Here is a 19,652-nt window from a genome sequence, read left to right as displayed (position 1 = left end):
GTATTCCTTGAACTCGGGCCCATCTTAGTACTATCGACGGGAAAGTCATTAACGCCATTACCGCCGTTACCGCCACAAGCCGAGGATGTTCCCCACCGTGACCAACGAGCTCGACCGCCCCGCCAGCCGCTACGGGGACCGCACAACGCCCAACCCCACCTCAGGCATCGGCGGCAAAGTCCTCGCCATCGCGGCGGCGCTCATGCTGCTGTTGGTCATCGTCGCCGGGGCTCGCACTTACATGCAGCGCCAGGCGGTCCCGGTCACCGCGAGCTTTGTCACGCAGGAGGCTATCGACGACCACACCACGCGCCTGTGGATCGACGTCACCCGCCGCGACACCTCCGTGCCCACCTACTGCATCGTCACCGCCGTGGATTACGACTTCGCCGAGGTCGGCCGCAGAGAAGTCATCGTCCCGGCGGGCGGCGAGGAGCTCATCCACGTCGGCGTTGACCTGCCGGTGCGCCACCCCGCCGTGTCCGGCCGGATCTACGGCTGCTCGGAGGACATCCCCTTCTACATGGACACCTCGCAGACCTACACCGCGGCGTATTCGGCCCGGTGAGCGTGATAGAATTCGGCCCAGTATTGGCACGTGACGGAAGGTTTGGAACATATGGCTGAGACCCAAAAGCAGTACATCACCCCGGAAATGAAGGCGAAGCTCGAGCGCGAACTCCAGGCGCTCATTGACAATCGCCCCGTCATCGCCGCAGAAATCAACGAGCGCCGCGAGGAGGGCGACCTCAAGGAGAACGCCGGCTACGACGCCGCCCGCGAGCAGCAGGATCAGGAGGAGGCGCGCATCAAGCAGATCTCCGAGATCCTGGCTAACGCCACCACCGAGCGCTCCGGCGTCGTCGAGGGCGTAGCTCAGGTGGGTTCCGTCGTCCACGTCTACTACAACGGTGACGAAAACGATAAGGAGACCTTCCTCATCGGCACCCGCGCGGCCTCGACCGACAACAAGGATCTGGAGACCTACTCCGAGAGTTCCCCCCTCGGTTCCGTCCTGATCGGCGCCTCCGAGGGCGAGACCCGCACCTACAGTGCACCCAACGGCCGCGAGATTTCGGTCACCATTGTCTCCGCCGAGCCGTATGATTCAGACAAGGCTGCTACCCCGCGCGCGCGATCCTAGGAAAGGACACCCACACCCGTGAACATCAGCACCACCCGTAAGGCCACGGCGGCCGGATTCTTCGCTCTGGCCGCACTCGGCCTCGCCGCCTGCTCGCCTCCCCACCAGGTCGACTCCGGCAACAAGGTCGACACCGCGACCAGCCAGAACCCCGATTCCCTCGCGGGCTCGGGCCAGGAGACGCAGGCGTCGGCGACCCGCTCCAACGTCGCGCAGGCATCCTCCGCGCGTGCCGCGACGAGCACCGCCGCGGCGGGCGCTGAGCAGCCGACCTACACGAACTGCGGCAAGGATCAAGGCACGGAGCCGGATCGCATCGTGCTCGCGTGCCAGGATGAGAACGACTTCGTCGAGGAGATTTCCTGGACCGAGTGGACCGACTCCATCGCCTCCGGCACCGGAACCCGCGTCACCGTCGACCCGGACCGCCGCGAAGAGGACATCCAGATCGTGCTGAGCAACCCGCAGGACGTCAACGGCAAGATGCAGTTCACCACCGTGACCGTCGACGGCATCTCCGTGAACCCGGAGAGCCAGTACTAGGTCCAGCCAGTACTGCCGGGCTACACCCTGGCAGCAAAAATCCCGCGCAGGTCGTGCAGACCGCGCGGGATTCTTTTTGCCTTGCCGCGGGATTAGTCCCGGTTGACGTAGGACAGCAGGCGGAGGATCTCGGTGTAGAGCCACACGAGGGTGACGGCGAGGCCGAGGGCGACACCCCACGCCATTTGGGCCGGCGCGCCGGTGCGCACGAGGCGGTCAGCGAGGTCGAAGTCCTGGAGGAAGGACAGGGCGGCGAGGACGATGCACACCACGCCGAAGACGATGGACAGCGGACCGCCGTCGCGAAGCGGGCTCGCGCCGGTGAACAGGAACAACACCAGGTTGCCCAGGGCCATGATCGCGACACCGAAGATGGCGCCGGTGAGGATGCGGTTGAAGCGCGGCGTGACGCGCACGGCGCCGGTCTTGTACACGTACAGCATGCCCATGAACACGCCCACGGTGCCGAGGATGGCCTGGAAGATCATCGCCCCGGCATCCGTCCCGCCCACCATCCAGCCGGAGAGGATGAGCGAGAAGCCGCCGACGAAGAGGCCCTCGAACGCGGCGTAGACCAGCGTGACGGTGCGGGAGCCGAACTTCTTGCCGAAGGCGTGGACGAGCACGGTGATGAACCCGCCGATCGCTCCGACAAAGGTGAGGATGACCGCGAGGTCGGGGCGCCCGGCAAGCGCGATGCCGAAGTTGAGCAGCGCGAACGCGACGATGACGGCGAGGGTGATGCCGGTCTTGGTGACAACGTCATCGACCGTCATCGGGCGGGTTGTTTCGGCCGGATTGTAAGGCTGCTGGTATCCAGGCTGGTAGCCCTGCTGGTACCCGTAGCCCGCCTCGGCACCCGCCTGCGGGAGGCGGGTCAAAACAGGGTTGTTGCTTTTCACTATCCCCGGTTTCCTTTCCTTTGTTTTTCAGTACACGCTCTATAACGACGCGGGAGCAGCTTTAGTTCCCAGTGCCGTACATTAACGCCGGGCGCCTAAGATGTCTCCCGATGGCAACTCGCACTCTCGTCTGGTTCCGCGACGACCTCAGGATCGCCGACAACGCGGCTCTCACATGGGCGGCGGAGCGCGGTGAGGTGGTCTGCCTATTCGTCCACGAGACTGTCGGGCGTCCCCTGGGCGCTGCGGCCGCGTGGTGGCAGCGCCGCAGCCTCGATTCCCTGCGCGGATCCCTTTCCGCCCCGCTCATCGAGGTTGCGGGCGACCCGCGCGAGGTCGTGCCGGCGCTCGCCCGCGAGTTGGGCGCCGAGGTGACGTGGAACCGCCGCTACCGCCTCATCGAGGTCGACGCGGAGATCAAGGAGGCCACAGGCGCAGTGACGCACCCCGGGTTCCTCCTCGCCGAGCCGTGGGAGGTCCGCACGGGCGCCGGCGGGCCCTACCGGGTCTTCACCCCGTTTTTCAAGGCTATGCAGTCGCTGCTTGGCGACGCCCCTCCCACGCCCCAGCCCGCGCCCGGCCTGACCCCGGCCGGCGTCGAACCGGTCGCGCCGCCGCGGGACGCTGTACCGTCGTGGGCTGCCTCGCTCGCTGAGCACAACACCCCAGGCGAGTCCGCCGCCGAGCAGCGCCTCAGCGCCTTCCTGGCGGAGATTGCGGCGGGAGAGGCCTACGACAACGACGCGCTGGCCGGGCTCACCTCCGGGCTGTCACCGCACCTGCGCTTCGGGGAGATCAGCCCGGCCGCCGTGTGGCACGCCGCCGCGGAAGCCGGGGCGTGGTCCTTCCTGCGCCAGCTCGTGTGGCGTGACTTCGCGTGGCACCGCTTCTACCACGTGCCGGATATGGCGACGCGCAACGTGCGACCCCAGTTCGACCGCTTCGACTGGGAGTGGACGCCGGGCGAGGTTCCGGACGACCTCGCGGCCTGGCAGTCGGGGCGCACCGGCGTCCCGCTTGTCGACGCCGGCATGCGCGAACTGTGGGCCGCCGGCCGGATGCACAACCGGGTGCGCATGGTGGCGGGCTCCTGGCTGACGAAGAACCTGGGCATCCACTGGCGCCACGGCGAGGAGTGGTTCTGGGACACGCTTGTCGACGCCGACGAGGCCTCCAACGCCTTCAACTGGCAGTGGGTCGCCGGATCCGGCGACGACGCCGCCCCCTACTTCCGGGTGTTCAACCCGCTGACCCAGGCGGAGAAGTTCGACCCGCACGGCGACTACGTCCGCCGCTGGGTCCCGGAGGTCAACACCCCGCTCTACCCGGAGCCGATGGTGGACGTCGCGCAGTCGCGGCGCGCGGCCCTGGCCGCCTACGACGACATCAGGAACGGTTGAGACGCGCGATCCGCGCCGTCAGCGCGGTCGCGAACGCGCACCACAGCGGGTAGGGCGCCAGCAGCGCGGCGCGGGTGGGTGAGCGCCGGTACGCGCGCCTCACCAGGTCTGCGGAGGACGCGGTGAGCGCCGCCGCCCACGCGGCGGCCACACCCCGCCTGTGGGAGCGGAAGAACACCCCGCTCCACCCGGCGTTGAGCACCAGGTTGCCGGCCAGCGCCGCCGCGTCCGCCCGCGCCGCAGCCGGCTCGCCCGCTTCCAGCGAGTCCGCGATGGTCGTCGACGAGATCACCGCGAGGTCAACGTAGAGCAGGGTCCACACGAGGGGAAACGCCGCGGCCGGGGGTTGCCAGGAAGGCTTTCTCAGGCGCTTGTAGCGGCGCGAATCCGGGTCCGTGAGCAGCGAGCCCGCGATCGCGGTCGCCAGCACGGCGAGGTGGACCGTCGTGGCGATCTTGCCGTAGCGCCCCGGGTTCGTCCCCTGCGCGGCCACCGCGACGGCCTCGTCGAAGGTCTGGTTGCCGCCCTCGGGGGTGCCCACGAGAGCCTCCAGGTCCCGCTCCTTGAGCACGGTGTCGGAGGAGACGCTGTCGAAGATCGGCAGGATTTCGCGCATGGACAAGGGCGTGAGCAGAGACAGGCCGAACGAGGCGAGCCGCCGCGTCATGATCGGGGCGGCCAGGAAAGGCCGGCGGTTGACCCCCACGACCTGCGTGTAGCGCTGCATCATGTCCACGTACGGCATCGTGTCGGGCCCGCCGATGTCGAAGGCCCGGTCGTGCTCGGGCGGCAAATCGGCCGCGGCGACGAGGTAGTGCACGGCGTCGCGCACCGAGATCGGCGTGATGCGGTTGGTGATCCAGCGCGGCGCCGCGAAGGCGGGCACGCGCTCGGACACGTGGCGCAGCAGCTCGAAGGAGAGCGAGCCGTCGCCGATGACGACGCCGGCCTGCAGCGCGGCCGTCGGCACGCCCGCCGCCCGCAGCTCCTCGCCGACCCGGCCCCGGGAGGCGAGGTGCTCCGACATGCCCTCGGCCTCCGGCCCTTCGGGGTGCAGCCCGCCCAGGTACACGATGCGGCTCACCGACTTCTCCGCCGCCACCTCGCCGAACTGGCGCGCCATCGCCGCCTCCTGCTCCGCGAACCCGCTGCCGGAGGACATCGAGTGCAGCAGGTACCATGCGCAATCGACGCCGTCGAGGGCACGCTCGACGTCAGCGCGCTCCCCGGCGTCGCCCTCGACGATCTCGACCTCCCCGGACTCCACCCGGTCAGCCCACGGCATGGCCATAGCCTTATCGCGGCTGCGGCACAGGCAGCGCACCTCCCACCCGTGGTCCACGAGTTCGACGACGACGCGCTGTCCGATGAATCCGGTTGCGCCTGTAACCAGAGCGAGTCTCATACGAGTTAGCCTACACTTTACGGCGATGGCACCCTCAGCATTCGCGTTCCTGCTCCCCTGCGCCGCCGGCGCGGCGGGGCTCTTCGTGGCGCGCCAGGCGGGCGACGGCACGCCCGGCTTCTACGCCGCCACCGTCGTCACGGCGGCGATCTACTTCGCCGCGTGGTGGGCGTGGGGCTCCCGCGCCTCGTTCTCCGGCCCGCGCCGGGGCCGCGAGATCGCCCGGGGTATCGCACTCGGCGCGGCGCTGGCCGCCCTGTTCGTGGCGGGCGCCGTCGTGGTCAGCCGGATCCCCTTCCTCGCCGAGCCGGTGGAGCAGCTGCTGTCCACCACCGACAAGGGCGGGTGGATACCGACGCTGGCGGTGCTGGTCATCAACGGCATCGGCGAGGAACTGGTCTACCGCGACGTGGTGCCGAGCCAACTCCTCGCCCGGCGCGTGGTTGCCAGCCCGCTCGCCGCAGGGGTCTTTTCAGTCGCCCTGTACTGCGCGGTGACCGCGGCGATGGGCGTCCCGCTGCTCCTCCTGGCCGCCGCGTGCGTGGGCGCCCTGGCCCACTACGAGGTGGTGCGCAGCGGCAGGCTGCTCTCCCCCATCGCGCTGCATCTGACGTGGAGCGTGGGGATGCTCTGCATCCTCCCCCTGTTCTTCTAGCTCCGCGGCAGAGGCGCTACTGCGTCACCGTCACCCGCACGCCGGTCTCCGGGCGGGTGAGGATCTGGGTCAGCGAGTAGTTGATGTCGTTCGCCTCGGTGGAGATCTTCACTTCGGGCCGCGCCATCGCCGCGACGGCGGTCGAGAGCGCGGTGACGGCGATCTTCTCGCCCGGGCAACGGTGGCCCGTGCGCACGTCCGCCCCGCCCTGCGGGATGAAGGCCTTGACGGACTCCGCCTCGGACTGGTTGGCGAACTGCATGAAGCGCTCCGGGTCGAAGCTGGCCGGGTTCTCCCACTCCTCGTCCGAGCCCAGGGTGCCGGTGAAGTCCAGAATGACGCGCTCGCCCTCGTGGATCGGGCACCCCTTGAACTCCGTGTCCTTGATGGCCTTGGCCGGGAACATCGGCACGAACGGGTAGAAGCGGCGCACCTCCTGGGCGAACGCGATGGCCTCGCGGTCGGTCTCGGCGTGGTTGACGCGCTCGCGCCACTGCGGGTTCTCCGCCAGGGCCACCGCCGCGAAGGAGGCGAAGATGCCCACGGCGACGGTGGGGCGTGTCAGGTTCTGGAGCTCGATGCCGGCGGTGGTGGCGTCGACAAGCTCGCCGTTCTCGTCCTTCAAGTCGGCCATGTGCTGGAGCACTGAGTCGGGGCGGGCGGTGACGCGCCCCTCGCGGACCTCGGTGATCAGCTCTCCGGCCCAGCTGTCCAGCTGGCGGCGCTGCCAGAACGCCTTGGGAGTGCCAGCGGCCTTGCCAAAGGTGTCCAGCAGGGTAATCATCCGCTCGACCTTCTCGTCGGTCTCCTTCTGCGGCAGGTCGATTCCCGCCCAGCGGAACGCCGCGCGGCCGAAGGCGAGCGACATGTCGTGGAAGACGTTGCCCTCGGTGCCCTTCCAGGCGGCCACCGTTCGCTCGACTTCCTCCGCTACGAGCGGGGCGAACTCGGCGACGCGCTCGTCCTCGTACGCCATCGCCGCCATCTGCGCCTTGCGGGTCTTGTGCGCCTCGCCGTCGAGGTTGTGCACGGCGCCCTTGCCCACGAGGGCATCGCCGATTACGGACGGCATCGCGCCTTCGCGCTTGACCAGGTCTTCGTTGTAGAACAGGTCGATCCCCTCGCTGCCGCGGACGATCGTCGCGCCCTCGCCGAGGAGCTTCGTGGACACGGGGCACATGGACTCGGGCGCCACGCCCGCGTTCTTGCGCTGGTTGGCTGCGTACATGTAACCGTCGGTGAGGATCTTGTGGGAGGTCTCGCGGGAATTCTTGGATGCCATTGGCCCGAGGGTACGCGAAAACGACGCCGCGGCTTCGCGGCCGCGCTATACTTCGGCTGTGCTCCGCCAGCCCCAGCCAACGATCGGCCTCGTCGTCCCGTGCCTCAACGACGCTGCGCTGCTCGCCCGCTGTCTGGACAGCTTCACCAGCCAGACGCGCCCGTTCGACCGCGTGATCGTGGTGGACAACGGGTCCACCGACGAGTCGGCGGACGTGGCGCGCAGCGCGGGTGCCACGGTTGTCGCCGAGGCGCGCCGCGGCATCACGTGGGCCGCCCGCGCAGGCTACGACGAGGCCGCGGCCCTGGGCCTCGACCTGATCGTGCGCACCGACGCCGACGCGTGGGCCGACCCGACGTACACGGCGCGGCTGCTGCAAGCGTGGGATCAGGCGCGGGCGCCGCGCAAGGAGGTCGTCGGGATCACCGGCTCCGCGCGTTTCGACATCCCCGGCTGGCGCGGCCGCATCGCAAGCCGCGCCTACCTGGGCGCCTACCGGTTAAGCGTCGGCGCCGCGCTCGGCCACCCGCCGTTTTTCGGCACCAACTGCTCGTTAACCACCTCGTGGTGGTGCGATATTCGCGGCGCCCTCGACCCCGCCGACACCGAGTCGCACGACGATATCCAGCTCTCCTTCGCGGTGCGGCCGCACGAAACCGTCGTGTTCCGCCCCGAGCTCGCCGTGGGCATGGATCCCCGCGCGCTGTACGGAGCCCGGCAGCTCGCGCGCCGCTTCGCGCGCGGGACGCACTCCATGCGGCGCGGGTTCGCGGTCTCGCCCCCGCACCGCCGACTGGTGGAGCGCGTCTAGGCTTGGGCGGCATGGAATCCCCCCGGGCACTGGCCCTCTACGACCGGATGTGCGACCGCGCCGCCGCGCAGGTGATCGCCCAGTACTCGACGAGCTTCTCCCTGGCCACGCGCTTTCTCGCGCCGCGCGTGCGCACCGACATCCGCAACCTCTACGCGATGGTGCGCATCGCCGACGAAATCGTCGACGGCGCGGCGGGCAGCGACGCGGCGCCGCTTCTCGACGCCTACGAGGCGCAGGTCCTGGCCGCCCCCGCCACCCGGTTCCACACCGACCCGGTCATCCACGCCTGGGCGAACAGCGCACGCCGCTGCCGCTTCGACGACGCCCACGTCACTGCGTTCTTCGACTCCATGCGCCGCGACGTCACCCAATTCGCGTACACGCCGGCGGACTTCGACGCCTACGTCTACGGGTCTGCGGAGGTCATCGGCCTGATGTGCGTCGCGGCCTTCGTCGCGCAGGAACCGGTTTCCGCCGCCGATCGCGCGGAACTCGACGCCGGGGCGCGGGCGCTCGGCGCGGCGTTCCAAAAGGTCAACTTCCTGCGCGACCTTGCGGAGGACCGCGGCGAACTGGGTCGCGCCTACTTCCCCGAGCTCGACGCGGGGGAATTGACCAGCGAAACCAAGGCCGCGCTCGTCGCCGACATCCGCCGCGACCTCGAGCGCGCCCGCCGCGCGATCCCGTTGATCCCCGGTTCCGCCCGCGGCGCCGTCGCCGCCGCGGAGGCGTTGTTCTCCGAGCTCGCGACGCGTATCGACGCCGCCCCCGCCGCCACCGTGACCACCACCCGCATTTCCGTTCCCCGCCACCGTAAGCTCTACGTAACCGCCCGCGCCCTGAGGAGGTCCCGTGCCCGATAAATCCGCCATCGTGATCGGCGCCGGCGTCGCCGGCCTGGCCTCCGCCGCCCTGCTCGGGCGCGAGGGGTACCGCGTCACGGTCGTCGAGCGCCTCGACACCCTGGGCGGACGCTCCGGGGAGGAAGTCGTGGCGGGCTACCGCTTCGACACCGGGCCGTCCTGGTACCTCATGCCGGACGCTTTCGACCACTTCTTCGCGTTGTTCGGCAAGCGCACCGAGGATGTGCTCGACCTCGTCGATCTGACCCCCGCCTACCGCCTGTTTCCCGAGGGCCGCGACCCCATCGACGTCGAATCGGGCCGCGGGGAGGCGATCGCGCTGTTCGACGCCCTCGAGCCCGGCGCCGGCGCCGCCCTGGCCGACTACCTGGACTCGGCGCGCGACACCTACGACATGGCCGTCGAGAGGTTCCTCTACACGACGTTCAGCTCGGCGCGCCCCTTCGTCGCCCCCGGGCTGCGGCGCCGCTACCTCGACCTCGCCCGCCTGCTCACGGTCCCGTTGGACTCGTTCGTCGCCGCTCGCTTCGCCGACACCCGGCTGCGCCAGATGCTCACCTACCCGGCCGTGTTCCTGTCCTCGCATCCCGCGCGGACGCCGTCGATGTACCACCTGATGAGCCACACCGACCTCGTGCAGGGCGTGAAGTACCCGCAGGGCGGTTTCGCGGCCGTGGTGGAAGCGCTCGCCGAGCTCGCCCGGGAGAACGGGGCGCAGTTCCGGCTGGGCGCGGACGTCGGCGCCATCACGTACTCCGGCTCCCGCGCCACGGGGGTCAGGCTTGTCGGCGGCGAGCTCCTCCGCGCCGACGTCGTCGTCTCCGCCGCGGACCTCCACTTCACGGAGACGCGCCTGCTCCCGCCGGAGAAACGCACCTACGACGAGAAGTGGTTCGGCGCCCGCGACCCCGGGCTGGGCACGGTGCTGGTGATGCTCGGCACCGACTCGAAGCTGCCGCAGCTGGCCCACCACAACCTCTTGTTCGGCGAGGACTGGGACACCGATTTCGATGCGGTGTTCGACGGCCCCGTCGCGGAACGCCCGCTCGATTCTTCGCATTCCATCTACGTGTCGATGCCCTCTGCCACCGACCCGTCGACGGCCCCCGAGGGGTGCGAGAACCTGTTCGTCCTCGTCCCCGTGCCGGCCGCCACCGATTTCGGCCACGGCGACCTCTACCAGCCCGAGGCGTCGCCCGCCGTCGACGCGGTCGCCCAGGCGGCCGTCGACCAGATCGCTCGGTGGTGCGGCATCGACGACTTCCGGGAGCGCATCACCGTGATGCGCACCCTCGGCCCGTCCGATTTCGCCGAGCGCTACCGGGCGTGGTCGGGCGGCTCCATCGGCCCCGCCCACACCCTGCGGCAGTCGGCGTTCTTCCGCGGGCGCAACGCATCGAAGAAGCTCGGCAACCTCTACTACGCCGGCGCCACGACGCTGCCCGGCGTCGGGGTTCCGATGTGCCTGATCTCCGCGGAGAACGTGGTCAAGCGCCTGCGCGGCGACCGCTCCCCCGGCCCGCTCGCGGAGGAACGATGATGCACCTGTTCTACCTCGCGTTCCTCCTGCTCAGCATCGCCTGCATGGTGCTGTGCGACCGGCGCTGGCGGCTCGCCTTCTTTCTCGACCCGCGCCGCGCCGCGGTGCTCTCGCTGTCCCTCGTCGCCCTGTTCCTCGCGTGGGACGCGGCCGGGATCGCCACGGGCACGTTCTACCGGGGCGACTCCCCCTACATGACGGGCGTCGAGCTCGCCCCGGAGATGCCGCTCGAGGAACCGATCTTCCTGTTCTTCCTCACGTACTTGACCATGAACCTGACCTCTGCCGCCCGGAAGGTGGTGCAGCCGTGACGTACCTGCTCATCAGCCTGCCGTTCCTGGTGGGCGCGGCGGGCCTGTGGTGGGCGCGTCGTCACGCGTACGCCTCGCAGACCAAGGCCACCGCGATTGTCGCCGCGGTTCTGCTCACTCTGACCATCCTCTTCGACAACCTCATGGTGGCCGCCGGCCTGATGGGGTACGCCGCCGCGAACAACCTCGGGATCTACCTCGGCCTCATCCCGGTCGAAGACCTCTTCTACGCGGTGTTCGCCTGCCTCGCCGTGTCCGCGCTGTGGCCCGGAAGGAAGCCATGATCCGCTCGATCCTCGCCGCCTCGCGCCCGATCAGCTGGGTCAACACCGCCGTTCCGTTCGGCCTGGCGTACCTATTGGACACCGGCCGCTTCGACGGGTTGTTCTGGCTCGGGTTCCTGTTCTTCCTCGTGCCGTACAACATCGCGATGTACGGCATCAACGACGTCTTCGACTACGAATCCGACATCCGCAACCCGCGCAAGGGCGGCATCGAGGGCGCCGTGCTGCCAAAATCGCTGCACAGGCCCCTCCTCCTGGCGGCAGGCTTAACGACGCTCCCGCCAGCGCTTTTCCTCTACCTCCACGGCACCGCCACCTCGGCGCTGTGGCTCAGCCTCGCGCTGTTCGCCGTCTACGCCTATTCCGCCCCGCCCCTGCGCTTCAAGGAAGTGCCTGTCCTCGATTCGATCACCTCGTCCTCGCACTTCACCCTTCCGGCGATTGTCGGCGCAACCCTCGCGGACCCGCGCGTCGAACCCGGCTTCTGGCTCGCCGCGGCCGCCTTCTTCCTCTGGGGCATGTCGAGCCACGCGCTCGGCGCGGTCCAGGATGTCGTCGCCGACAGGGAGGGCGGGTTGAGCTCGGTTGCCACCGGCCTGGGTGCGCGCACCACCACTCGCCTCGCCTGCGCGGGTTACCTCGTCTCCGCGGCCCTGTGCCTGGCGCTGCCCTTCCCCGGCTGGGTCGTTGCGCTGCTGGGAGTGGGCTACGCGGTGAACACCGCCCGCTTTGCCAACGTCACGGACGAGACCTCGGCCTCGGTCAACCGCGCGTGGCGGGTGTTCCTCTGGCTGAACTTCGCCACGGGAGGGGTGATCACCGTTTCGGTCCTGTTCTTCGTGTTCCCGCCTCAGTAGATCGTGTTTCCGTGTGTGAGGTAGGGGTCGTTGGCGATGAGGCGTTCGATTCGGGCTTCGTAGTGGTCGAGGGGTTCGGTGCATTCGTCTGCTAGTCCCGCGTTGTGGTGGACCACTGGTGTGGGTGGTGTGGGTGGTTCGGGCGGGTAGGGAAATGTCATGCCGTATTCTTCTTCCAGCTCGGTCAGGGCGCGTGCGCAGGCGGGGTAATCGTGGGTGGTGTCGTAGGTGTCGAGTAATGCGTGGCCGCGGGCGAAGAAGGTGCTCATCCGGTCGCGTTTCTTACGGCGGGTATCCACATCGGTGTTCCACCTCGGGGTGGATACGCCGAGTTGGGAGCCGATGAACCCTTCGGGTTCGCACAAGTGGTAGGTCCCGTCGGCGAACAGCCACACGACATCGCCGGTGGCCGGGTCGACAAGGTAGTAGGCCCGCCGGTCGGTCTTGGCGTTGTGGTGCGTCTGGCACAGCGAGTACAGGTTGCCCGCGACGGTGGCACCACCGTCGCGGTAGGGCACGCGGTGGTCGAGCTGGCAGTGCTGCGCAGGCGTGGTGCACCCGGGCCATATGCACACACCGTCGCGGGCGGTGGCGTAAGCGCGCATCCCGGCAGTCGGGGTGTAGCCTGCGGCCTCATCATCGGCGACACTGTCCAGATCAATGATGCGCGGCGGGGTACCGCCTGTCATGTCGTCGAGGACTGCGCCTGCCGCGCTATCGGTCCAGCCGCTGCCGGGGAAGAACATCGCCGCGCCCGCCACCACCTGTTTGTCGGGTGTCAGTGGGGCGTAGCCGTAGAGGGTGACCGTGATATCGCAGGTGAGCCGGCCGGTGAGGATGAGCCTGGTGGCTTCTTCCTCGCTGACCTTGCGCTCGCGGGCGATTTGGCGGCGGAACTGCCTGATCGCCGCGTGGGTGGCGTTATCGCACTCGATAGTGACACCTGAGCGGGTGCCGGCGGTGAAATCGTGCACCGCGAACGCGTCGTTGTCGCGGGTGCGCCGCTTCCTGTCCGCCGGGTTGTAGCCCACCTGTTCGTCGAGTGTGGCGATGAACCTGCGCATCCGGTGGGTGATCGCCTTCGGCGTCGGCAGCGGCTGGTTGGCCTTTGTCGGGGTGAACATCGCCGCGGCGAACTCGTCGAGTGCGGTGAGTATCTCACCGGCAAGATCCGGGCCGAGTTCCGCGATCGCGGCGTCGACGGCGATCAGCCTGCGCACGTCGAGCACGCGTGTGGCGTCGTGAACCGCGCGCAGCCACGGCAGGTCCGCCAGGCGCCGGTAGGCGAAGATCGCCTTTTCCACCCCGCTGCGCGACTCGCCCGCCGCCTCCGCGATCCGGGTGACCTCGCACTCGAAATCGGACACGTCGTAGGCCGGGTCCGCCCACACGCCATACAACTCGTACTCCGCGTCGCGCTTGCGCTGCCCAAGCGCGCACACAGCATCACCCGGGCGCTGCGTGCGGAAGAAACGTTCGGGCATGACCACCCCATGTGTACCGTCAACCATGATCCCCCCTTCGATCACCACCCACAACAATCGAACACACAATCGCAAGCAAGGGTATTTGCCAGATTCTTCAGGTGCAATTTAGTGGACACGTTCGAATGCGACAACGGGCCGAAAAAAGCGCCCCCCGGAGCGCTGAACGGGCTTAAAGCTCGACCGTTGCGGTGCCGTCCCCGGACTCTTCGCCGGTCACGCGGGTGCGGACGAGATCGAACAGGGCCGCGACCCGGCCGTCCTTGTGGCCCCAGAACTGGGCGGATTCGGAATCGAGGAGCACCACGCCCAAGTTCGGGTCCTCCTTGCCGTCGAAGTAGGAGGACATGGAGTCGTCCCAGAGCTGGTCGATCTTCTCGGCGCGCTCCTCCCCTTCGAGGAAGCGGACCGTGCCGGCCACGGACAGCCAAGATCCCGCGTCCGAGTACGCCATGTTCGCCTGGGGAGTGTCCTTGAGCCAGCGCCCCTGCTCGCTGTCCTTGCCCACCACGAAGTACACGTCACCGTCGTCGGTGACCTCCTGGGTGTCCATCGGGTGCGAGTAGAGCCCGCCGTCGCCGCCCACGGTCGTGAGCATTCCGATGGACTTGCCGCGCATGATCTCGACAATGTCGCTCTTGGTCATCTCGTGAGTATCCATGGGCGCCAGTGTACGCACCGCGGGCGGCCCCGCGCGGTGCCCCCAGTGGGACTCGAACCCACACTGCGCGGATTTTAAGTCCGCTGCCTCTGCCAATTGGGCTATAGGGGCGTGCCCTGACACCTTACTCGCTGACCGAGAACACCTTGACATTCTCCACGTCGAACATGTCGGACAGGAAGTTCGAAACCCACTGCAGCAGCTCCGTGTCGCGCAGATTCGGCTGGTTGACGCCCTTGGCCGCGCGCGGGAACGGCACCTGCAGCACCTTCGCCGCCGCGCGGTAGGTGGCACCCGGGTAGAGGCGCTTGAGCCGCACCTGCCTGGAATCCGGCAGCTCGACGGGCTGGAACTTTATACGGGTGCCCTGCACCAGAATGTCAGTGACCCCGGCCCGGCGTGCCTGATGGCGCAGGCGGGCGACCGCCAGGAGCCGCTCGACTTCGGTGGGCAGTGGCCCGAAGCGGTCGGCCATTTCATCAGCGACGGTGCGCAGGTCGGCGTCGTCACGCGCCTCGGCGAGCTTGCGGTAAATCTCCAAGCGCAGGCGCTCGGAGTTGACGTAGGACTCGGGGATGTGGGCGTCGACAGGCAGGTCGATGCGGATCTCCTTCGGCCCCTTGTCGGTAGCGTCGACGGTCTCCCCGGTCATCAACGCCTTGTACGTCTCCACGGCCTCCCCGACCAGGCGCACGTACATGTCGAACCCGACGCCCGCGATGCGCCCGGACTGCTCGGCGCCCAGCACGTTGCCGGCGCCGCGCATCTCCAGGTCTTTCTGCGCCACGGCGATGCCGGATCCGAGGTCGTTGTTCTGGGCGATCGTGGCCAAGCGGTCGTAGGAGGTCTCCGTGAGAGTCTTGTCCTTCGGGTACAGGAAATAGGCATACGCGCGGTCGCGGGAACGGCCGACGCGGCCGCGCAGCTGGTGCAGCTGCGACAGGCCCATGTTCTGGGCATTCTCCACGATCAAGGTGTTCGCGTTGGCGATGTCCAGACCAGTCTCGACGATCGTGGTGCACACCAGCACGTCGTACTCGCGGTTCCAGAAGCCCTGCACCGTCTGCTCCAGCAGCTGCTCCGACATCTGCCCGTGCGCGACGACGACGCGCGCCTCCGGCACCAGCTCCCGGATCCGGCGCGCCGCCTTCTCGATGTCGGAGACTTTGTTGTGGATGTAGAACACCTGGCCGTCGCGAAGCAGCTCGCGGCGGATCGCGGCGGCGATCTGCTTTTCCTCCTGCGGCCCCACATACGTCAGCACCGGGTGGCGGTCCTCCGGCGGGGTTGTGATCGACGTCATCTCGCGGATGCCGGTCAGCGACATCTCGAGCGTGCGCGGGATCGGCGTCGCTGTCATGGTCAGCACGTCCACGTGCGCTTTGAGCGCCTTGATGTGCTCCTTGTGCTCCACGCCGAAACGCTGCTCCTCATCCACCACGATCAAGCCCAGGTTCTTCCACTGCACACCCGTCTGCAGGAGGCGGTGGGTGCCGATGACGATGTCCACGGAGCCGTCGGCAAGCCCGGCGAGAATCTCCTTGGACTCCTTGGACGAGGTGAAACGGGAGAGCTCACGGATCGTCAGCCCGAAACCGTCCATGCGGGTAGTGAAGGTGGCGTGGTGCTGCTGGGCGAGCAGCGTCGTGGGCACCAGCACCGCGACCTGCATGCCGTCCTGCACCGCCTTGAACGCCGCGCGCACCGCGACCTCGGTCTTGCCGAAGCCCACGTCACCCACGATCACCCGGTCCATGGGCACGGGTTTTTCCATGTCGTCCTTGACCGCTTCGATGGCGGCGAGCTGGTCCTCCGTCTCCACGAACGGGAAGTTGTCCTCCATCTCCGCCTGCCACGGAGTGTCCGGGGCGAACGCGTGACCCGGCGCGGCCTGGCGTTTGGCATAGAGCTCCACCAGCTCCCCGGCGATTTCGCGCACCGCCGCACGGGCCTTCTTCTTGGTGTTCTTCCAATCGGAGCCGCCCATTTTGCTTAACGACGGCTGCTCCCCACCCGAGTACTTCGACAACAGGTCGAGAGATTCCATGGGGACCCACAGCTGGTCATTCGGCTGGCCGCGCTTCGCAGGCTGGTACTCGAGCACGATGTACTCACGCCGCGAGTCCTCGTCGCCCGCCTTGATGGTGCGCTCCGCCATTTTGACGAATTTGCCGATGCCGTGGGTGTCATGCACCACGAAATCGCCGGGCGTGAGAGCCAGCGGGTCCACCCTGTTGCGGCGCCTCGGGGCGCGGCGCTTCGCGCCGGCGATGTCGCCGACGCGGTTGCCCGTCACATCCGTCTCGGTGACCACGACCAGGTTCGGCCCCGGAAACACCAGGCCGGCGTGCGAGAGTGCCTGGTAGAGGGTGACCTGGCCGTCGACGGGCTCCAGCCCCGGCGTGGCAATCCGCGCGGAGACGCCGTGCTCGCGCAGGCGTTCCGCGAAGCGCTCCACGATCCCCTTCGCCGGGGCGACGAACGCCGCGGTGCCGTTGTTCTTCTGCACGTGGAGCTTCAGCGTGGCGTAGAGCTGCTCGATGGCCTTCGGGTCGCCCTTTGGCGCCGGCGCCGCGTCGAACTCCAGCGGCAGAGTCTGCGAATCGTCTGCGGCGAACATCCCCGGCGGGGCGAACGTCCACCAGGAATTGCCCGCCTTGAGCGCCGAGACCTCGAGCGACTCGAACGAACGGTACGCCGACGCGGAGACGTCGAGGCCCTCGACGGCCACCGGGCCTTCCGCCCCCATCGCGGCTGCCTCCCACCCGGCCTCCAAGAACTCCTTGTCGGTGGCCTCCAAATCCGCGATGCGGGCGCGGACCTTCTCCGGCGAGGTCACCAGCACCACCGAGCCGGACGGCATGAGCTCCGGCAGCACGCGGAAAGGCTTGTCCGTCAGCGCCGGAATGAGCGCCTCCATCCCGTCGGCGTGGTGGCCCTCCGAAACGCGGGTCAGCATCTGCACGAGCGTCGGATTCGAGGGGTGGTTGCGGGCGAGTTCCTCGGCGCGCTGGGCCACGGGGGCGTCGATAAGCAGCTGGCGGGCGGGGAACAGCTCGACCTCGGTGACGTCGCCGTCCTCGCCCTCAAAGGTGCGCTGGTCAGCGACGGCGAACGCGCGGATGTCGGTGACCTCGTCGCCCCAGAACTCGATGCGCACCGGGTGCTCGGCGGTGGTCGGGAAAATGTCGATCAGCCCGCCGCGGGTGGCGAACTCCCCGCGCTTGGTCACCATGTCCACGTGCTCGTAGGCGAAGTGGGTGACGTCCTGGGTGAGCTGCGTGAAGTCGTACTCCGCGCCGCGGACCACGGAAATCGGGTCAACTGCGGGCAGCACCGGCTGGCATACACCCCGCGCGGCAGTGACGATGACGCGGGGAAGGTCATGCAGCACCTTGAAACGAGCGCCCACAACGTCCGCCGCCGGGGACAACCGCTCGTGCGGCAGAGTTTCCAGCGACGGGAAATGAGCCACCTTATCGACGCCAAGCAACGCCTTCAGCTCCGCGGTGAGATCCTCGGCCTCGTGCCCGGTGGCGGTGACCACCAAGACCGGAACCTCCCGCGCCAACGCCGCGGCGGCCCACGCGCGGGACTGGTCGATGCCCGTGACATGCAGGCGCTCAGCGCCAATGTTGTTGACCAGCCCTTTCAGCTTCGGGTCGGCCAGGGCACGGGTAAGCAACCCGCCTAACGCGGGAGCGGTATCGGACACTAGTTAGATCCCTTCACGTTTGTTCCCCCCACCGTTTCAATGATCTTCGGCTGCGACTCCAGCCCAGACAACCCATTCCAGCACAGGTTGGCCACATGGGTCGCCACAGCGTACTTGTCCGGCGAGCGCTGGTCCAGCCACCACAACGCCGTCATCGACACCGCGCCCACGATCGCCTGGGCGTGCAGCTGTGCCAGCTCCGGGTCGAGGCCGCGGTGGCTAAACGCCTCCCCAACAAATCCGCCACCTGGGCAGTAAATGTACTCAGAAGCGTCGAGTACGTCTGCTCCCCGCCCGGCACCTGGCCGTGCACGAGAATGACGAAACCGTCCGTGTGATCCTCCACATACGACAACAGAGCCACGATCCCCCGCTCGATGCGCTCGCGCCACCGGCCCTCGCCGATGGAGGACATGATGGAGGTGAGCAGGCGTTCCTGCTCCGCCTCGATGACGGCTAAGTACAGCCCCTCCTTGCCCCCGAAGTGCTCGTAGACGACGGGCTTGGACACCCCGGCGCGTGAGGAAATCTCCTCCACGGAAATTCCGTCGAAGCCGCGCTCCGCGAAGGCGGCCCGGCCCACGCCGACAAGTTGCTCCCGGCGCTGCGTACCGGTCATTCGCTGACGAGCCATACCCGATACTTTACTTGCGTCCCCGTGCGCTACACTATCGCCTAATAATTCCCCATGGTGTAATTGGCAACACTACGGTTTTTGGTACCGTCATTCTAGGTTCGAGTCCTGGTGGGGAAGCTTTTTGCTGTGTTCGTGTAAGTGGCATTTTCGCTGGTGAAAGACGGTTTTCGAAGGCTCCGCTCAGACCCCGATTTAGGTCGATTTTGACGCGTTTCCACACCATATGTCGTGGAAATGTCGTGGCCTCGCGCCCCACCCACCACGGGCAGAGGCAAGTCTTGCTACTCGCGTGCCTCGGGCTTTTATGTCGCCACACGCTCCCTGCCTGGAACATCTGATGACGGTGCGGAGTACGGGGCCAGTACTGCAGGGGCGCTATTGTGGCCTACAATGCGCACACTCAAAAGACCTTGAACCGGAAGACACAATCGTGAAACGCGTCCTGCATTTCTTCTGCACCGTCATTCTTACAGGGGCACTCGCGGCCTGTGGCTCCGCGGAGAGCGACTCCACCTCGGCAACGAGTGAGACGGCCCCGCCATCTTCGATCCCGACCACTACGAGACCGACCACCTCCGCCGTGGCCACAACCACGACGGAGATATCGTCCTCAGGCGTGGAGACGGGAACTAAGGCGTCTGCCACCGAGACCGTGGCTACTGCCCCGATCTTCACAACCCCCGGGAACGGGTACCGATGCGCCGGCACGGATGCATACGTCTTGGATCCGGCCAACTGCACCGCGGCAAACCTCGGTGCAGACCCGAGCTACGACACCCAATTCGGGCCCGCTGCAGCCATTAATGCTCAGCAAGAACTTCGCGCCTTGGAGGAGGAACAACGCCTCGACGAAATACCAATGGCGGACGGGGGCACGTGCCCGGCGTACAAGTGCGGGTACGGCCACGATGCCAACAGAAACCCGAACCCGTCTTCCGGCGAGCTTCAAACCATGCACGGATGCGAACAGGGATACATCGATGACCAAGAGTTATGCGCGGCTGTCGCTCAGAAGGCCGAGCAATACGGCTGGTAACGCAAAATTGTTCCCCTCCCAAGAAGCCTCGCTCTAAAACGGTTAGATAGTGGCGTGCCGGATACAAAGACGATTGCGCTGTCGTAACCCCATATCTTGCGGTGCACATCCCGCCAGAT

General features: G+C 67.7%; 18 protein-coding genes, 1 tRNA gene and 1 pseudogene. 12 read left to right on the top strand and 8 right to left on the bottom strand.

Features of this window, described 5'->3' with window-relative positions; translation table 11 throughout:
* The first annotated feature begins 97 nt into the window (after nucleotides 1-97).
* The 3 genes from BLS40_RS00960 to BLS40_RS00950 are packed head-to-tail and all read left to right on the top strand — an operon-like array spanning nucleotide 98 to nucleotide 1,687.
* The gene (locus BLS40_RS00960; RefSeq protein WP_231908474.1) at nucleotides 98-568 is read left to right on the top strand and encodes a DUF4307 domain-containing protein; all 471 of its coding nucleotides are present in this window, start codon (nucleotides 98-100) and stop codon (nucleotides 566-568) included.
* Nucleotides 569-619: 51 nt separating this feature from the next.
* Nucleotides 620-1,144 carry a transcription elongation factor GreA gene (gene greA / locus BLS40_RS00955; protein ID WP_092147559.1) on the top strand — a complete coding sequence of 175 codons (525 nt, stop codon included), beginning with the start codon at nucleotides 620-622 and terminating at the stop codon, nucleotides 1,142-1,144.
* A gap of 18 nt (nucleotides 1,145-1,162) precedes the next feature.
* On the top strand, nucleotides 1,163-1,687 hold the full coding sequence (locus BLS40_RS00950; RefSeq protein WP_092147556.1) for a hypothetical protein: 525 nt from the start codon (nucleotides 1,163-1,165) through the stop codon (nucleotides 1,685-1,687).
* A gap of 92 nt (nucleotides 1,688-1,779) precedes the next feature.
* Here the strand turns inward: BLS40_RS00950 and BLS40_RS00945 are convergent, their stop codons facing one another.
* Nucleotides 1,780-2,589 (bottom strand): Bax inhibitor-1/YccA family protein, encoded by an 810-nt coding sequence (locus tag BLS40_RS00945; RefSeq protein WP_092147552.1) that lies wholly within the window; start codon nucleotides 2,587-2,589, stop codon nucleotides 1,780-1,782.
* Between the two features lie 110 nt (nucleotides 2,590-2,699).
* On the opposite strand from BLS40_RS00945, the gene BLS40_RS00940 reads away from it, so the two are divergent.
* Complete coding sequence (locus BLS40_RS00940; protein ID WP_092147549.1) at nucleotides 2,700-3,989, top strand: cryptochrome/photolyase family protein; 1,290 nt, start codon at nucleotides 2,700-2,702, stop codon at nucleotides 3,987-3,989.
* On the opposite strand, the gene BLS40_RS00935 is transcribed toward BLS40_RS00940, so the two are convergent.
* Nucleotides 3,976-5,394 (bottom strand): SDR family NAD(P)-dependent oxidoreductase, encoded by a 1,419-nt coding sequence (locus BLS40_RS00935; protein WP_092147546.1) that lies wholly within the window; start codon nucleotides 5,392-5,394, stop codon nucleotides 3,976-3,978. The two genes, BLS40_RS00940 and BLS40_RS00935, sit on opposite strands and share 14 nt — an antisense overlap.
* A 25-nt stretch (nucleotides 5,395-5,419) precedes the next feature.
* On the opposite strand from BLS40_RS00935, the gene BLS40_RS00930 reads away from it, so the two are divergent.
* Complete coding sequence (locus BLS40_RS00930) at nucleotides 5,420-6,049, top strand: CPBP family intramembrane glutamic endopeptidase (RefSeq protein ID WP_092147543.1); 630 nt, start codon at nucleotides 5,420-5,422, stop codon at nucleotides 6,047-6,049.
* Nucleotides 6,050-6,065: 16 nt separating this feature from the next.
* Here BLS40_RS00930 and BLS40_RS00925 read toward each other — a convergent pair whose 3' ends face one another.
* The gene (locus BLS40_RS00925) at nucleotides 6,066-7,331 is read right to left on the bottom strand and encodes a cytochrome P450 (protein WP_092147540.1); all 1,266 of its coding nucleotides are present in this window, start codon (nucleotides 7,329-7,331) and stop codon (nucleotides 6,066-6,068) included.
* Between the two features lie 58 nt (nucleotides 7,332-7,389).
* Between BLS40_RS00925 and BLS40_RS00920 the strand changes: the two genes are divergently transcribed.
* Genes BLS40_RS00920 through BLS40_RS00895 form a run of 6 tightly spaced genes read left to right on the top strand, consistent with a single transcriptional unit; the run spans nucleotide 7,390 to nucleotide 12,000 of the window.
* Nucleotides 7,390-8,142 (top strand): glycosyltransferase, encoded by a 753-nt coding sequence (locus BLS40_RS00920; protein WP_092147537.1) that lies wholly within the window; start codon nucleotides 7,390-7,392, stop codon nucleotides 8,140-8,142.
* Nucleotides 8,143-8,153: 11 nt separating this feature from the next.
* Nucleotides 8,154-9,008 (top strand): squalene/phytoene synthase family protein, encoded by an 855-nt coding sequence (locus tag BLS40_RS00915; RefSeq protein ID WP_092151995.1) that lies wholly within the window; start codon nucleotides 8,154-8,156, stop codon nucleotides 9,006-9,008.
* Nucleotides 8,998-10,548, top strand: a complete 1,551-nt coding sequence (gene crtI / locus BLS40_RS00910) for a phytoene desaturase family protein (protein ID WP_092147534.1) — start codon at nucleotides 8,998-9,000, stop codon at nucleotides 10,546-10,548. The genes BLS40_RS00915 and crtI overlap by 11 nt, the downstream gene beginning before the upstream one ends.
* Nucleotides 10,548-10,859, top strand: coding sequence for a lycopene cyclase domain-containing protein (locus BLS40_RS00905; RefSeq protein ID WP_092147531.1), 312 nt, complete (start codon nucleotides 10,548-10,550; stop codon nucleotides 10,857-10,859). Before crtI ends, BLS40_RS00905 begins: the two co-directional genes overlap by 1 nt.
* Entirely contained in the window at nucleotides 10,856-11,143 is a 288-nt protein-coding gene (locus BLS40_RS00900; RefSeq protein ID WP_092147528.1) for a lycopene cyclase domain-containing protein, read from the top strand. Before BLS40_RS00905 ends, BLS40_RS00900 begins: the two co-directional genes overlap by 4 nt.
* Entirely contained in the window at nucleotides 11,140-12,000 is an 861-nt protein-coding gene (locus tag BLS40_RS00895; RefSeq protein WP_092147525.1) for a prenyltransferase, read from the top strand. The genes BLS40_RS00900 and BLS40_RS00895 overlap by 4 nt, the downstream gene beginning before the upstream one ends.
* On the opposite strand, the gene BLS40_RS00890 is transcribed toward BLS40_RS00895, so the two are convergent.
* The 5 genes and pseudogenes from BLS40_RS00890 to BLS40_RS00870 form a co-directional block, all read right to left on the bottom strand.
* Nucleotides 11,994-13,484 carry an HNH endonuclease signature motif containing protein gene (locus BLS40_RS00890; RefSeq protein WP_231908473.1) on the bottom strand — a complete coding sequence of 497 codons (1,491 nt, stop codon included), beginning with the start codon at nucleotides 13,482-13,484 and terminating at the stop codon, nucleotides 11,994-11,996. The two genes, BLS40_RS00895 and BLS40_RS00890, sit on opposite strands and share 7 nt — an antisense overlap.
* Before the next feature lie 172 nt (nucleotides 13,485-13,656).
* Entirely contained in the window at nucleotides 13,657-14,145 is a 489-nt protein-coding gene (locus BLS40_RS00885; protein ID WP_092147522.1) for a pyridoxamine 5'-phosphate oxidase family protein, read from the bottom strand.
* Between the two features lie 37 nt (nucleotides 14,146-14,182).
* Nucleotides 14,183-14,256: transfer RNA gene (locus BLS40_RS00880), tRNA-Leu, on the bottom strand.
* A gap of 13 nt (nucleotides 14,257-14,269) precedes the next feature.
* A complete protein-coding gene (mfd, locus tag BLS40_RS00875) occupies nucleotides 14,270-17,860 on the bottom strand; it encodes a transcription-repair coupling factor (protein ID WP_092147519.1) in 3,591 nt (1,196 codons plus the stop codon).
* A pseudogene (locus tag BLS40_RS00870) lies at nucleotides 17,860-18,479 on the bottom strand (TetR/AcrR family transcriptional regulator). Before BLS40_RS00870 ends, mfd begins: the two are co-directional and overlap by 1 nt.
* Nucleotides 18,480-19,113: 634 nt before the next feature.
* Here BLS40_RS00870 and BLS40_RS00860 point away from each other — a divergent pair.
* On the top strand, nucleotides 19,114-19,533 hold the full coding sequence (locus tag BLS40_RS00860) for a hypothetical protein (protein WP_092147516.1): 420 nt from the start codon (nucleotides 19,114-19,116) through the stop codon (nucleotides 19,531-19,533).
* Nucleotides 19,534-19,652: the final 119 nt, after the last annotated feature.

This window comes from Corynebacterium mycetoides, from assembly GCF_900103625.1.
GTDB classification, from domain to species: Bacteria; Actinomycetota; Actinomycetes; order Mycobacteriales; family Mycobacteriaceae; genus Corynebacterium; species Corynebacterium mycetoides.
This window is presented reverse-complemented; position numbering and strand designations above follow the sequence as displayed.

Coding starts and splice junctions, on each gene's coding strand:
- greA (WP_092147559.1), top strand. CDS start 620: ATGGCTGAGACCCAAAAGCAGTACATCACCCCGGAAATGAAGGCGAAG.
- BLS40_RS00940 (WP_092147549.1), top strand. CDS start 2,700: ATGGCAACTCGCACTCTCGTCTGGTTCCGCGACGACCTCAGGATCGCC.
- BLS40_RS00935 (WP_092147546.1), bottom strand. CDS start 5,394: ATGAGACTCGCTCTGGTTACAGGCGCAACCGGATTCATCGGACAGCGC.
- BLS40_RS00930 (WP_092147543.1), top strand. CDS start 5,420: ATGGCACCCTCAGCATTCGCGTTCCTGCTCCCCTGCGCCGCCGGCGCG.
- BLS40_RS00925 (WP_092147540.1), bottom strand. CDS start 7,331: ATGGCATCCAAGAATTCCCGCGAGACCTCCCACAAGATCCTCACCGAC.
- BLS40_RS00915 (WP_092151995.1), top strand. CDS start 8,154: ATGGAATCCCCCCGGGCACTGGCCCTCTACGACCGGATGTGCGACCGC.
- BLS40_RS00905 (WP_092147531.1), top strand. CDS start 10,548: ATGCACCTGTTCTACCTCGCGTTCCTCCTGCTCAGCATCGCCTGCATG.
- BLS40_RS00895 (WP_092147525.1), top strand. CDS start 11,140: ATGATCCGCTCGATCCTCGCCGCCTCGCGCCCGATCAGCTGGGTCAAC.
- BLS40_RS00890 (WP_231908473.1), bottom strand. CDS start 13,484: ATGCCCGAACGTTTCTTCCGCACGCAGCGCCCGGGTGATGCTGTGTGC.
- BLS40_RS00885 (WP_092147522.1), bottom strand. CDS start 14,145: ATGGATACTCACGAGATGACCAAGAGCGACATTGTCGAGATCATGCGC.